Raw genomic sequence first — 15221 nt, 5'->3', positions numbered from 1 at the left:
CCCTTTTTTCCCATATTAAGTTTATTCCATGTTTGTCTTGTCTTATTCCTTTAGTGATTTGAGGTTCGCTGGAATTATTTTATGTCTATTAAAAAAGACAACCACATGAAGTGATTGCCTTTTCAATGTATTAAACTTCTAATAATAAATCTTCTGGGTTTTCAAGTAATTTCTTAACAGTTGCAAGGAAGCCAACTGCATCTTTTCCGTCGATAACACGGTGATCATAAGATAATGCTACATACATCATAGGACGGATTTCTATTTGGTCACCAACGGCAACTGGACGTTTTACGATGGAATGCATACCAAGGATACCTACTTGTGTACCATTGATAATTGGTGTAGAGAATAATGATCCAAATACACCACCATTAGTGATTGTAAATGTACCACCTTGTAAATCAGCTAAACCAAGCTTATTATCTCTAGCTTTTTTCGCAAATCCAGCAATATCTGCTTCGATTTCTGCAAAGTTTTTGCGGTCACAATCACGAACGACAGGAACAACAAGACCTTCTTCTGTAGAAACGGCAACACCGATATCGTAATACTTTTTGATTAATAATTCATTGCCTTGAATTTCTGAATTTACGTATGGATATTTTTTCAAGCCTGCAACTACTGCTTTTGTGAAGAATGACATAAAGCCAAGACGAGTCCCATCATGTTCTTCTTGGAATTTGTCTTTTTTACGCTTACGTAATTCCATAACTGCTGTCATATCAATTTCGTTAAAAGTAGTTAACATTGCTGTATTTTGTTTTACTTCTAACAGACGGTTAGCGATTGTTTGGCGACGGCGTGACATACGAACACGTTCAACTGGTTTGCCATCTTCTTGGCTAACAGCCGCAGGTGCATTTTTAGCAGGTGCGGGAGCTGCTTGTTGTTTTGGCTGATTGCTGTATACTTCAACATCTTGTTTGCGTACACGTCCTAGCGGATCTACAGTAGGAACTTGTCCTAATTCGATTCCTTTTTCACGAGCAAGCTTACGAGCTGCAGGAGATGCTATTGTACGACCTTTATCTTCCGTAGATTCTACGGCTGCCACTTGTGGGGCAGGAGCTGCTTCTTGTTTTGGTTGTTCCGCTTTTGTTTCCGCTGCAGGTGCACTTGGTGCAGGAGCCTCACCGCCAGCACTTACGATTGCGATTACTTGTCCTACTTGAACAGTGTCGCCTTCTTCTGCTTTTAATTCTTGAATAACGCCTGCTTCTTCAGAAATTACTTCCACATTTACTTTATCTGTTTCAAGCTCTACAATATATTCCCCTTTTTCCACATACTCTCCTGGTTTTTTCAACCATTGAGCAATTGTTCCTTCTGTAATTGATTCCGCTAATTCAGGCACTTTAATTTCAGCCACGATGATGTCCTCCTTAATAATCATTGCTATTTTCTAAATGTATTTTCACGTTTCAAGGCGTGCAAAATTCTAGATGCAGTGAATAAGGGAGAAAATTAGATTTTCAGCTAATTTTCTACATCCTTATTTCCTACATCTTTTAAAACTGTTATTTTGTAAATGCTTCATTAATAATACGATTTTGTTCTTTCTTATGAACCACTGGGTCTCCTTCTGATGGACTGGAACGTCTAGGACGACCAGCATATTTCACATCTACACCTTGTGGAGAAAGACCGCGTAAATATGGATCTACAAATGTCCAACCACCCATATTTTGAGGTTCTTCTTGCACCCAAACTATTTCTTTAAGATTTTTGTAACGAGAAAGAATTTCTTTTACTTGATTCTCAGGGAATGGATAAAGTTCTTCAATTCTTAAAATATGAAGCCATTCCGCATTTTCTTCCTCTTGTAAACGAGTTTCTAAATCAATAGCAATTTTTCCGCTGCAAAGTACAATTCTTTCCACTTTATCCGCATTTTGTCCTAAGCCAGCCTGTTCTAGAACAGGTTTAAATTCGCTATTTGTTAATTCAGAGCTATCAACAGATGCTAATGGATGACGTAATAAGCTTTTTGGTGTCATTAACACTAATGGACGAATTTCATCCTTTCCAAGCATTGCTGCTTGACGGCGTAAAATATGGAAATATTGACCTGCTGTTGAAAGATTAGCAACTGTCCAGTTATTCTCAGCAGCCATTTGCAAGTAACGTTCCATTCTTGCACTGGAATGCTCTGGTCCTTGGCCTTCATAACCATGAGGCAACAGCATTACAAGACCTGATTTTTGGCCCCATTTTGCACGCCCTGCAGATATAAATTGGTCAAACATCGTTTGCGCCATATTTGCAAAATCACCGAATTGTGCTTCCCAAAGCACTAACGTTTCAGGTGAAAGGACATTATATCCATACTCAAAACCAAGCACTGCTGTTTCTGTTAAAGGACTGTTGTATACAACAAATGAAGCATTTGTATCCTTTAAATGATGAAGCGGAATATATTCTTCGCCAGTTTTTTCATCATGTAATACTAAGTTACGCTGTGCAAATGTTCCGCGTTGGGAGTCCTGACCGGTCATACGGATAGGTGTTCCATCCTTTAAAATAGAAGCAAATGCAAGTGATTCTGCATGAGCCCAATCAATTTTTCCATCGCCATCAAACACATTTTCACGACGTTTTAAAATTTTGCCTAGTTTTTTAAATACATTAAAATCTTCCGGCCAATTTAATAATTGAGCATTTAGGTCTTTTAATTCTTCATTATCAACGGATGTTTTAACAGCTGGATATCCGCTCGCCACATATTCTGGAGGATTCATCACGATATCAGGGTTTTCATCCGCTCCAGGCACCTTATCATATGCTGCTTGTAATTTAGCGTTAACATTCTCTTCCAATTTCTGTACATCTTCTTTGCTAAGCAATCCTTCATTCACTAATTGTTCAGCATAAATAGTACGAACAGTAGGATGCTTGCGTACTATTTGATACATCATTGGGTTAGTTGTCATCGGTTCATCTGTTTCGTTATGACCGAATTTACGGTAGCCAATTAAGTCAATTAAGAAATCTTTTTTGAATAAGCGGCGATATTCAGCTGCAAAAATAGCAGCAGCAATACAGCTTTCCGGATCATCAGCATTAACATGAATGATTGGAATCTCATAACCTTTCGCCGCGTCTGATGAATATTTAGTTGAACGCGAATCGAAGCTTTCTGTCGTGAAACCAATCATATTATTGGAAATAATATGAATAGATCCACCTGTGTTATATCCTCTTAATCCGCTCATATTTAATGTTTCCGTTACAATACCTTCGCCAGGGAATGCAGCATCACCATGAACGATAATTGCCAAAGCCTCTTCAGGATTTTGCTCTGGATATCCACTTGTTTTTCTATTCTCTTGTGCAGCTCTTGTATAGCCCTCCACCACAGGTGCAGCAACTTCAAGGTGACTTGGGTTATTAGCTAATACAACTCGTACACTTTCCTTATTTACACGGTCAGCACCTAGATGATATTTCACATCTCCAGTCCATCCGTATGTGATTCCGATAGAACCTTCAGATGGAATTAAATCTTTATTAGGTGCATGTTGGAATTCAGCAAAAATTAACTCATATGGTTTTTCTAGAATATGAGCTAATACATTTAAGCGGCCTCTATGTGCCATACCAATATTTACTGTTTTGGCTCCATATTCAACTGAAGAGCTGATAATTTTATCCATTAAAGGAACCATCATATCTAGACCTTCAATAGAGAATCTCTTTTGACCTACAAAGATGCGGTGAGCAAACTTTTCAAATCCTTCAACTTCTGTTAATCTTTTTAAAATATTTAATTTCTCTTCTTTACTTAACTGAGGATAGATTTTACCTGACTCAACAGTTTTTTGAAGCCAGTTTTTCTCTTCCAAATTATGAACATGATGAAACTCATAAGCAATTTTTTTCGTATATACATCTTTTAAATAATTAATGGCATCAAGACCATTTTTAACCGTTGAAGGTGCATCCGGACAAATGAAAGAAACAGGAATTTGTCGCAAATCTTCTTCAGTAAGATTGTATTCTTTCAATTCGATTCGGCGTGTATCTTTGCTAGTATTATTTAATGGATTAATGTCGGCAGCTAAATGTCCATATGTTCGAATATTATCAGCTAGTTTAACCGCAGAAACGATTTTACTGAAAATAGTCGCATTTGTTGGCATTTGAAAGGAAACATCTGCTTGACCGCTTGTGGATAATACTTCATTCGAAACGGTAGGTGCTCCCCATTGCTCAAAAAGTTCCTTCATTTCCGGTTCAACACTTTCCGGATCATTTAGGTACTGCTCATAAACCTCCATCACATAACCAAGGTTTGGGCCTGAAAAACTCTCCCAAAAACCTCTTGATGCTTGATCATTCATCTTGATAAACCTCCAGCCTAAAGCCTTTTAAAATTTTTCGAAAAAATACTCCCATTCAATCATATGCTTGTAAGAATTGAATGGGACCCAGCATATGTAATAAATAATTGGAAAAGCTATCGCTTACAATCCCCATTTTATCACTGTAAAGTAATTAGATAAAGGCAAAAACCTATTTTTTTTAAAATTACTCGAAAGGTGCAAAACACGGTCTATTCATTTGTTAATAGCTTTCCAAGCTCCCAAAAATTTTTCCATATCCATCTTACTACTATTTGCAAGAAAATCAAATGTTTTTGCCATGAAAAAAAGAAAAAATGCTTCAATTTATTCTTTTACACTTTTGTTGGGCAAATGCATATATTACATTATACATTGGAGTTGGTGTCGTAAGAGTTTTGGAAGGAAGTGGGTGATGTCCTTGTTTCCGTGGAATATGTTCCCCTTTAATAGTGATATGACTAAATTATTCAAGCAAATGAACCCCCAAGAAATGGAAAAAGGTGTACAAAATATGATTGCCCAATTCATGCCAAAAGAGTGGCAAGGAATGTTTGATCATAATGATATGCTTTCAAGAGCATCCTCTCTTTTTCCGCAGAGTAATCAACAATCAAATAATCCATCACCAACAAACGTGCAAGCAAGTGTATTTGAAACCTTTGATGATGTTTATGTACGCATTCCGATTAATGAGGAAATGATTCATAATATAAAAATTTACCATACTTCTAATCAATTAATCATTGAAAACAGTTCCGATGGAAACAGAGATACCATCACTTTACCAGCACTTGTCAAGAAGAAAGGAACAACTGCCCAATATAAAGATGAAATCTTGGAAGTAAAAATGCCGAAGAGTGTCGATATGCAATATACTGAAGTAGATGTATCAGAGAGATTATAAGAAATTCTTTTGGCTTAAAGCGCCAGAATCAAACAAAAACAAAATTCTTTCGATAACTGAAAATTCTAAAAGGCCGATGAATGTTTCATCGGCCTTAAATATGATGTGGTAAAGTTAATGATATGCTGGTTCCTTCTCCTAGAGTGCTGGATGCACTAATCGTTCCAGAATATCCTTCCACTAAATTTTTGGCAATGGCTAGCCCTAAACCGTTTCCGCCTTTTGCGCGGCTGCGTGCTTTATCCACACGGTAAAAACGATGGAATATTTTCGGTAAATCCTTTTCAGGTATCCCTACTCCATAATCCTTCACCGTGATCTTAATATCTTCCTTGCTTTCTTCGACAATAATGTCGACTTTCTTAATTTGCTCAGAATACTTCACAGCATTGTCCAGCAAGATGATCATTATCTGTTCAAAATGATTTTCACTCATCCTAACAATGCCATTTTCCAGTTGATCATAATGAAGTAAAAAATCGAAATCCTCATGAATTAATTCAAAATTCTTCACAACCCTGTTTAAAGTCTTAATAACCACCGTATTTTGAAAAGCGGACTTGTTTTCAACTTGTTCCACTTTTGATAAATCTAAAAGCTCCTGAACTAAATTTTTCATTCTGCCAAGCTCCTGAAGAGAAGCTTGAAGGGATTCATTTAAAATATCCGGATCATTTTTTCCCCAACGATTTAATAGATTCAAATGTCCTTCCATGATTTGCACCGGCGTCCTTAATTCGTGAGAAGCATCCTCCACAAATTGTTTTTGCTGATTGAAGGATAGCTCAATCCGATCCATCATTTCGTTAAAGATATTGGTTAACTCTCCCATTTCATCCTGTGACTCGCTAGGTTCCATTCGTTCCTGAAAACCTTTTTTACGAATACTTTTCATCGTATCGGAAAGCTTTTTCATAGGCTTTAAAAAACTCTCCGCCATTAAAAAACCGACTAACCCACTTAACAATAAAGATACTGCACCTAAAATAGACATGATTAAAAATAAACTTGTCATCATTTGATGGTATCTTGTAAGTGGATCAACCACACCTATATATCCGCTAAAACCATTTGAAACAATTGGAGCACGTCCTACGTATATTTTCCTTCCATCTATCGTAGTAAGATCAACCGTTTTTTCTTTAACAGGCTCGTATTCGATAAGGGACTTTGGCTTTTTATTATCCGTTTTTGAAATTGCAAAACCTTGCAATTTCTGATTAAGAACATATAAAGTTTGATCCTTTTCAAGTAATTGTTTGATAATATCAGAATTGTTTTGAATATCTTCCATAGAGCTAAAAGGACGATTTTTATAAAAATTAATAATTTCACTTAATTCCTGGCTGATATTAGTGGCTTCTTCATGTAACATGACCTGCCTGATAACCGTATATTGAATAGAGCTAAAAATGAAAAAAGTAAAAAAAATGGCGGCACTTCCGCCAAGCGACCACTTAACCTTTAATGAACTTTTATGATACCAGCTTCGTAAGTAATTCATTCACGCATCACATACCCCGTACCACGTACTGTTTGTATATAGCTTTCTTCACCAGGGTCATCAATTTTATTCCGTAAATAACGTATATATACATCCACGACATTCGTCTCTACTTCTGTCTCATAGCCCCATACCTTATTCAGTAGAGCCTCGCGTGTCATGACGATATTTTTATTTTCGAGAAGGGTCAACAACAAATCATATTCTCGCTTTGTTACATCTATCACTTGATCTTTTTTCTTTACCATTCTGCTTTCTTTTTCCACATTTAAATCTCTATAATGATAACTGGTCATGTTCGAATGTGTTTCATGTGACTCGATTCTGCGAACAATCGCTCGCAGTCTTGCAAGCAATTCCTCGATGGCAAATGGTTTTATTATGTAATCATCTGCACCATGATCAAGACCGGAAACACGATCCATTACACTATCACGAGCTGTTATCATGATAATTGGGGTTTCTTTTTCCTGACGCACCCTTCTGCATACTTCCAAGCCATTTAAGCTAGGAAGCATCAAATCGAGCAAAATAACATCCCACTCGTCTTCCAAAGCAAATTGGAGCCCTTCCCTTCCGTCATAAGATACCTTCACTTGATACCCCTCATGCTTTAATTCGAGCTCAATAAAGCGTGATAAATTTTTTTCGTCTTCAATGAGTAAAATTTTCTTCATCTATTTCACCTACTAAAACTTCAAGTATTTACTTAAGTTTACTGTAAACAATTCGTTCATGACAAATTCATAGGTTATTTTCCCCAAAAAAAGAAATACTTCCTCCAAAACTAATCGGCGGAAGATTCTTTCCATAAAGGACGTTTTGCTAAAATCATGGATCATTATTTAATATTTGTCTTAGAAGAAATGAAGTTAATAAATGCATGAACAATTTCAATTGACTGAAAGGCAACTAGTGACACTGCTGTCAAACTAAAGAATACGATTGGGATAAAACGTACCCACATTTTATTCGCCTCCTTTATTGTTCAACCTTTACTTTATCAACTTATCATGAGAATAAGATTAAAATTTTATAAATTCTGGATAAAAATAAAAGCTGAAGCGCCTTGCTTATCGGCGTATGGATTTCGTAGTCGCTCACCTCGAGATAAAGGAAACACAGTAAGGTAGTTCACGAACAAATGAAAATAGCACTTCCATTTTCAACTGATGTTGACTTATCGTAGAGAGGAGTCGGAAATATCCACTAGCCGATAGGCGCTGATGCTAGACATAAAAAAACACCGGCTATTTTGCAAGCCGGATTTAAAGAAGGAACTTTATAATGAGTAAAATAATAAGGGGAGTCGAACCGACTCAACGATGATTTTACGAAAACTTTCCTATATTTTCATGAAAGGAAGATTAGAAAATCATGAGAAAATGAAATTTCCACCTAACTTTTAACGGAATGGATATCCGTTTCACCGATTAAATGATGAGATTTTAAAATATTGATTACTTCATCTGTTGCAATATTAATATTATCGCTAACCACTTTTTCCGATTTGCTAATATAGATGTCTTCTTTATGAAGATACTGCGGGTCATAATAGTCTCTCATTAAAAGTTCTACCAACTTCATAAAATTATTTTCTTCCAACGCTTTAAAGATTATGTGGCACCATTCGGATGACTTCATTCTTTTTCTTACATATTGTAACGCCGAACGAACATTTTCTTTAAATTCTTGGTTGTTTTTATTTGGCTGAACATATTCCGCATAAATTCTTTGGATTCTTGCTTCCTCGGAACCTGAAACATAAATATGCAAAGCATTATCCCTTAAAGCAAGTAAAGAATCAGGCTGCACAGCATGTCCAATTCTTTTGCTTTCCCCTTCCATTATTACGTAATGGGAATTCTGTAAGGAAAGCAGCTCTTCAAATAATAGACCGTCAAATGTTTTTTGATTATGGGGTTTTCTGCCATCAATGGCACCAAATAGAGATCCCTTATGGTTGGCCATTTGTTCGAGATCCAGAACGGGAAACCCGAGCTTTTTTAAATTTTGTAATATTTGTGTTTTCCCTGTTCCGGTCATACCATGTAAAATTACTGCTTTACCTGGAAGTAAATCTGGAATCAATTCTAAAGATTTTTTTCGATATGCACGATAACCGCCTTTTAATCTATAGACATGAAGTCCTGAAAAAGTAGCAAATTGTGCAACGGATCCACTGCGCATACCACCTCTCCAGCAATAGATTAAAGGCTTCTTTCCGGACTCTTCTATTTCCTTAATTTTCTTCATTAAATGCGGTATCTTTGGAGCAACAACCTCCATCGCCCTCCATTTTGCCGCATTTGCACCAACCTGTTTATATAAGGTCCCAATTTCTGCTCGTTCTTCATTTGAAAAGATGGGAATATTAATAGAATGGGGAATAGCACTCTCGGAAAATTCTAATGGTGAGCGAACATCCATTGTTACATATTTATCCTTTTCATCAAGCCACTCTTCTACTGTTATATCTTGTGACATAAATTCATTCCTCCAATACTCTTCCCTTTCATTTTATCATATCCAATTCCTTATTGTGTTTAAACAAGAGTATCAATTTATGGAATTCTTTTGCAAAATGATAGTTGTGAATTTACTTTTGATATGTTAATATAAAACACAATATATGCTAATTAAATTCATTTTCAAAACTATATATTGAAATTAACTTCATGTAAGGGTGTCCATAGATGGACTTAATAGGGAATTCGGTGAGAATCCGAAACTGTCCCCGCAACTGTAAGTGTGAACGAAAAAGGATAGACCACTGCATCCGCTCGATGCGGGAAGGTCCTTTAGTAGGCTGCACACAAGTCAGGAGACCTGCCTTCACATGATAAAGTTTCGATTCCTCGGGGATTGGGGAGATGAAACGATAGTTAAAACGTCTATGACTATGTATGTTCTTTTTTCCTATCGTTTGATCTGCTCATCCTTCGGGCAGATCTTATTTTTTTATAGGGGGAAAATAAATGGGAACTACGATTACAGAGATTGAAAATTGGAACCGTCATATCTTATCCATTCTAGTAGAAAAAGCAGAAGCAGACGAACGTTTCCACCCGGTTTATTCTTTCGCACAAAACTTATTAGAGCAAAAGCCTTGGATATCAGAGGACGAGTGGGTTCAGCAAATTATATTAGATTGCCTATCTCGATTAAATGAGGAAGAAATCTTCTGGACATACGATGCTGCTCACTTTTATATGGAATATCTTTATTACAAGGCAGCGCAAAATAGAGAATATTCCTATAAAGTCAGGTATGGTAATTTTTATGGTTTGTTAGAAACTTTAACAGAAGAAGGCATCTATAACCGCTGCCTGCTAGATTGCTATTCAGTAGACGAAATACATCAATTAGCCAGCAAAATGGATTATCACAAAGACCAACTCTTCACATACATAGGAATACGTACATTGGCAGACCGCTATTTAGCGACTGATCATCATAAAAATGTATTCGAGCTTCCACAGGAAAGATGGATGATTATTGCTATGCAATTAATGATCAATGAACCGAAAGAAAGCCGTTTAAAGCTTGTGGAAGAAGCCTATTGGGCACTAAGTAATCTTTATATGACGGTTGCCACCCCTACCCTTTCGAATGCAGGAAAAAACTATGGGCAATTATCGAGCTGCTTTATTGATACGGTAGAAGACAGTTTACAAGGAATCTTTGACAGCAACACTGATATTGCCAATCTATCAAAAAACGGCGGTGGAATCGGAGTCTATTTAGGTAAGATACGAAGCCGCGGAAGTGCGATTAAAGGATTTGTCGGAGCATCTTCCGGCGTTCTTCCTTGGATGAAACAATTAAATAATATTGCAGTGAGTGTCGATCAGCTCGGACAAAGAAAAGGTGCCATTTGTGTGTATCTGGATATATGGCATAAGGATATTTCTTCTTTTCTTGATGCCAAATTGAATAATGGGGATGAACGATATCGCACACATGATTTATTTACTGGTGTATGCCTTCCTGACTTATTTATGGAGCAGGTAGAAATACGCGGTGATTGGTACTTATTCGATCCGCATGAGATAAGACAAGTTATGGGGTATTCTCTTGAGGATTATTACGATGAAACAAGCGGAAGCGGCTCATTCCGTACTAAGTATTGGGAGTGTGTTCAACACGAAACCCTTTCTAAAACTGTCGTTCCAGCAATCGAAATCATGAAAAGTATTATGAAGAGCCAGTTAGAAACTGGCGGACCATTTGTCTTTTATCGGGACGAGGTTAATCGTAAAAATCCAAATAAACATCAAGGAATGATCTATTCAAGTAATCTATGTACAGAAATTATGCAAAATCAAAGTACAACGAATATCATTACTCAATATACACAAGATGGAAAAATCATAATTGAAAAACAGCCTGGTGATTTTGTAGTTTGTAATTTATCTTCTATCAATCTAGGGCTGGCTGTTCCCGCCAATATTTTAGAGAGATTAATTCCGATTCAAGTACGAATGTTGGACAATGTGATTGATTTAAATGACATTCCTGTTTTACAGGCAAAATTAACGAACCAAAAATACCGCGCGATTGGACTTGGAACATTTGGGTGGCATCATTTATTAGCATTGAAAAAAATAAAGTGGGAAAGCGAGGATGCAGTTCAATATGCTGATCGGCTATATGAAAAAATCGCCTTCCTTACTATCCAAGCAAGTATGGAATTAGCGAAAGAAAAAGGCTCCTATCCAGTCTTTAAAGGCTCCGAATGGGATACAGGTGAGTATTTCTTTCGAAAAGGATATTTAGAAAACAACTCTTCTTCCTGTGCTTGGGATAGATTGTACAAGGATATACAGCAATTTGGAATGAGAAACGGCTATTTAATGGCGGTCGCTCCCAATTCATCAACTTCCATTATTGCTGGAAGCAAAGCCAGTATCGATCCAATTTTCCATAAATTTTATGCAGAAGAAAAGAAAGACTATAAAATCCCTGTTACCGCTCCTGATTTAAGCCCAGCAACGACTTGGTATTATAAATCAGCCTATTTTATTGATCAAAAGTGGAGCATTCAGCAAAATGCAGCCCGTCAAAAGCATATTGATCAATCAATCTCATTTAATTTATATGTACAAAATACAATAAAAGCAAAGGATTTACTAGAGTTACATTTAACTGCATGGAAAAGTAAATTAAAAACAACTTATTACGTAAGGTCAACCTCTTCTATTCTGGAAGAATGCGATTCATGCTCGAGCTAAATTGGTTAGGAGATGAAAAAAATGAGTTCTGTTATGATTCAAAAGAGAAAATTAATGGATAAAACCGCACCAAACCGGTCCACTTCGATTATTAACGGGAAGTCTTCCAATATTCTTAATTGGGATGATGTACGCTTTTCTTGGGCATTCCCAAAATATAAACGAATGCTTGCTAATTTCTGGACTCCATTTGAAATTAATATGTCTCAGGATATTAAGCAGTTTCCAAATTTATCAGATGATGAACAAAATGCCTTTTTAAAAATTATCGGTTTACTTGCGCTATTGGATAGTGTTCAAACAGATTATGCAGGAAAAGTAGCTGATTATCTAACTGATTCCAGTTTAAATGCCCTTATGATTATCCTGGCACAACAGGAGGTTATTCATAATCATTCGTATTCCTATGTTTTATCAAGTATTGTTTCCAAGCAAACCCAAGATGAAGTATTTGAATTTTGGCGAACAGAACCTACTTTAATACAACGGAATGAATTTGTTACTAATGGATATGAAGCATTTGCAAATAATCCAACAATCGATAATTTTTTAAAATCCATCGTGTATGATGTAATTCTCGAAGGGTTATTTTTCTATTCTGGGTTTGCCTTTTTCTATAATCTTGCCAGAAACCAAAAGATGGTAGCTACCTCTACCATGATTAATTATATTAATCGGGATGAGCATTTACATGTTGATTTATTTGTTAAGATCTTCAAAGAAGTTTTACAAGAATATCCAGAATATGCAACAGATGAATTACGTCATTATGTGGAAGAAACTTTTACCAAAGCAGCAGAATTAGAAATAAATTGGGCAAGGCATATTATAGGAAATAAAATGGACGGGATTCTATTATCCGATTTGGAAGATTATATTAAATTCTACGCAAATGTCAGGTGCAATCAGTTAGGGTTTAACAGGCCATTCCCAAATATCCGCTCTAACCCTTTACGATGGATTAAAGCATATGAAGAAGTAGACTTCGGAAAATCTGATTTCTTCGAGCAAAAATCGAGACAATATACGAAAGTAAATATAGATAATGGATTTGATGAACTTTAAAAGGTATCAAAAAAAACAGCAAATAGAAACTTTGCTGTTTTTTATTGTCCTTACTTACGGATAATTTTTTGTAATGTCTGCGTCCAGCTATAGACGCCTATCTACTAACGGATAAATAAGACACTTACATATGTTATATTCCTATTAATTTTTCATTCTTGGATCTAAGGCATCCCTTAATCCGTCCCCCATTAAGTTAAAGCCTAATACCGTAAGCATTATAGCTATCCCTGGAAAGAAGACAGTCCAAGGTGCTTGAATAATAAAATCTTTTGAATCAGATAACATTTTACCCCACTCTGGGGTTGGGGGCTGTGCGCCTAATCCAAGGAAACCGAGTCCTGCCGCTTCAATAATGGCAGTCGCAATAGCTAACGATCCTTGAACAATAATAGGCGCCAAGCTATTTGGAAGAACATGGTGCAATAAAATCCGACTATCCTTCATTCCAATCGCCTTCGCTGCGGTAATATACTCTTCTTCTTTTACCGAAAGTACTCTTGCCCTTAAAAGTCTTCCGAACGTTGGTACATTAATAATTGCAATCGCAATCAAAGCATTTTGTAAAGATTGACCAAGCATAGCCACAATTGCGATAGCAAGTAAAATACTTGGAAATGCCAGTAATATATCAAATATCCTTGAAATAATGGCATCCAGCCATTTTCCATAATATCCCGCAATAATACCAAGAAAAGAACCAATGATTGCTGAGCCAACGACCGAGCCAAATCCAACAGATAAAGATATTCTTGCTCCAAAGATTACCCTACTAAATATATCTCGTCCAAAATCATCCGTACCAAACCAATGCTTAGCGGAAGGCGGTAAATGCTTGTCCTTAAATTGCTGTTCATTGAATCCATATGGTGCTATATAATTTGCAAGTATAGCTATTAAGATAAAGAATACGACAATGAATAACCCAATTAAGGCAACCTTATTTTTCTTAAAATTTTTCCAACCCTCTCGCCACGGAGATATCATTTGCTCTTCAACAAGAGGTTTCTGCTTAACAGTAGTTGATAATTCAGGCAATTAGATCTACCTCCCAATATTTAATATTTAATCCGTGGGTCGATGGCAGCATAGAGTAAATCTACAATTAAATTAATAAAGACAAAAATAAGTGCAACAACTAATATTCCAGATTGAATGACAGGGTAATCTCTAGATTGAATTGCATCATATATATATCCTCCGATTCCTGGCCATCCAAAGATGGTTTCCGTTAATATTGCTCCGCCCAATAATAATCCTGTTTGCAAGCCAATAACGGTTAAAACTGGAATAAAAGCATTTTTCAAAGAGTGCTTATATACAACCCAAAACATTCTTAACCCTTTCGCTCTCGCTGTTCGTATATAATCAGAGCGCATAACCTCCAGCATACTGGATCTTGTCATCCTTGCAATTATCGCCATTGGAATGGTAGCTAATGCCACACTTGGCAAAATTAAATGCTTGATAACTACAATAAACTGGTCAAACCTGCCTTCTAATAATGTATCTATTAAATATAGATTTGTAATAGCTTGAACAGGATCACGAATATCATCACGACCAGTTGTCGGCAATAAATTAAAATGGATGGAAAAAGTATATTGTTCCATTAAACCTAGCCAGAATATCGGCATGGATACTCCAACAAGTGCTAAGAGCATTGCAATATAATCAAACCATGAGTTTTGAAACCAGGCAGAAATAATTCCTGCATTCACTCCAACGATAATTGCTATTATCAATGCCACAACGGATAATTCAATCGTTGCACAAAGGTATGGCCAAATTTCTTGATTTATTGGTGTTTGTGTTTTTAATGAAGTTCCTAAATTACCACTAAGTAGATCCCGTATATAATGAAAAAATTGTAAATACAGGGGTTGATCAAGCCCGAGCTGTTTCGTCAATGCTGCTATAGATTCCTTAGTCGCATGTTGACCAAGGATCATTTGAGCAGGATTTCCTGGAATAGCATGGATTAACGAAAAGACAATGATCGCCATCCCAAAAAGGACTGGAATAAGCATAAATAATCGACGAATTGAATAGGCAACCATTATTACTTCTCCCTTCCATATTATGTATTGTCCCTACAACATAAACTTAGGTGCAGGCATGCTTTTATAACTAAAAAAAAGAAACTATTAAACTCCTATTTAAAAACG

Annotated in this window: 11 protein-coding genes and 1 riboswitch; of the genes, 3 read left to right on the top strand and 8 right to left on the bottom strand. The window is 36.3% G+C overall.

The window, feature by feature from the left end:
- Positions 1 to 130 precede the first annotated feature (130 nt).
- Positions 131 to 1372, bottom strand: a complete 1242-nt coding sequence (gene odhB, locus AN964_RS10235; protein ID WP_055739576.1) for a 2-oxoglutarate dehydrogenase complex dihydrolipoyllysine-residue succinyltransferase — start codon at positions 1370 to 1372, stop codon at positions 131 to 133.
- 148 nt (positions 1373 to 1520) lie between these two features.
- Positions 1521 to 4343 carry a 2-oxoglutarate dehydrogenase E1 component gene (gene sucA, locus AN964_RS10230; protein WP_055739575.1) on the bottom strand — a complete coding sequence of 941 codons (2823 nt, stop codon included), beginning with the start codon at positions 4341 to 4343 and terminating at the stop codon, positions 1521 to 1523.
- A 415-nt stretch (positions 4344 to 4758) separates the two neighbouring features.
- Here sucA and AN964_RS10225 point away from each other — a divergent pair, with 415 nt between their 5' ends.
- A complete protein-coding gene (locus tag AN964_RS10225; RefSeq protein ID WP_055739574.1) occupies positions 4759 to 5250 on the top strand; it encodes an Hsp20/alpha crystallin family protein in 492 nt (163 codons plus the stop codon).
- Positions 5251 to 5344: 94 nt separating this feature from the next.
- Here the strand turns inward: AN964_RS10225 and AN964_RS10220 are convergent, their stop codons facing one another.
- The 4 genes from AN964_RS10220 to mnmH all read right to left on the bottom strand — a co-directional run bounded on the left by AN964_RS10220 (position 5345) and on the right by mnmH (position 9241).
- A complete protein-coding gene (locus tag AN964_RS10220) occupies positions 5345 to 6754 on the bottom strand; it encodes a HAMP domain-containing sensor histidine kinase (protein ID WP_055739573.1) in 1410 nt (469 codons plus the stop codon).
- Positions 6751 to 7431 carry a response regulator transcription factor gene (locus tag AN964_RS10215; protein ID WP_055739572.1) on the bottom strand — a complete coding sequence of 227 codons (681 nt, stop codon included), beginning with the start codon at positions 7429 to 7431 and terminating at the stop codon, positions 6751 to 6753. Before AN964_RS10215 ends, AN964_RS10220 begins: the two co-directional genes overlap by 4 nt.
- 164 nt (positions 7432 to 7595) lie before the next feature.
- The gene (locus AN964_RS27265) at positions 7596 to 7721 is read right to left on the bottom strand and encodes a hypothetical protein (RefSeq protein ID WP_268888298.1); all 126 of its coding nucleotides are present in this window, start codon (positions 7719 to 7721) and stop codon (positions 7596 to 7598) included.
- Positions 7722 to 8152: 431 nt separating this feature from the next.
- Complete coding sequence (gene mnmH, locus AN964_RS10210) at positions 8153 to 9241, bottom strand: tRNA 2-selenouridine(34) synthase MnmH (protein WP_055739571.1); 1089 nt, start codon at positions 9239 to 9241, stop codon at positions 8153 to 8155.
- 180 nt (positions 9242 to 9421) lie between these two features.
- A riboswitch (cobalamin riboswitch) is annotated at positions 9422 to 9605 on the top strand.
- A 127-nt stretch (positions 9606 to 9732) separates the two neighbouring features.
- Here mnmH and AN964_RS10205 point away from each other — a divergent pair.
- Both AN964_RS10205 and AN964_RS10200 read left to right on the top strand, forming a co-directional pair.
- The gene (locus AN964_RS10205) at positions 9733 to 11988 is read left to right on the top strand and encodes a ribonucleoside-diphosphate reductase subunit alpha (protein ID WP_055739570.1); all 2256 of its coding nucleotides are present in this window, start codon (positions 9733 to 9735) and stop codon (positions 11986 to 11988) included.
- Between the two features lie 21 nt (positions 11989 to 12009).
- Positions 12010 to 13053, top strand: a complete 1044-nt coding sequence (locus AN964_RS10200) for a ribonucleotide-diphosphate reductase subunit beta (protein ID WP_055739569.1) — start codon at positions 12010 to 12012, stop codon at positions 13051 to 13053.
- 144 nt (positions 13054 to 13197) lie between these two features.
- On the opposite strand, the gene AN964_RS10195 is transcribed toward AN964_RS10200, so the two are convergent.
- Positions 13198 to 14040, bottom strand: a complete 843-nt coding sequence (locus tag AN964_RS10195; RefSeq protein WP_126650035.1) for an ABC transporter permease — start codon at positions 14038 to 14040, stop codon at positions 13198 to 13200.
- Between the two features lie 71 nt (positions 14041 to 14111).
- Complete coding sequence (locus AN964_RS10190) at positions 14112 to 15113, bottom strand: ABC transporter permease (protein WP_055739567.1); 1002 nt, start codon at positions 15111 to 15113, stop codon at positions 14112 to 14114.
- Positions 15114 to 15221: the final 108 nt, after the last annotated feature.

Origin of the sequence: Heyndrickxia shackletonii (genome assembly GCF_001420715.1) — a bacterium.
Classification (GTDB): Bacteria; Bacillota; Bacilli; order Bacillales; family Bacillaceae_C; genus Margalitia; species Margalitia shackletonii.
This window is presented reverse-complemented; position numbering and strand designations above follow the sequence as displayed.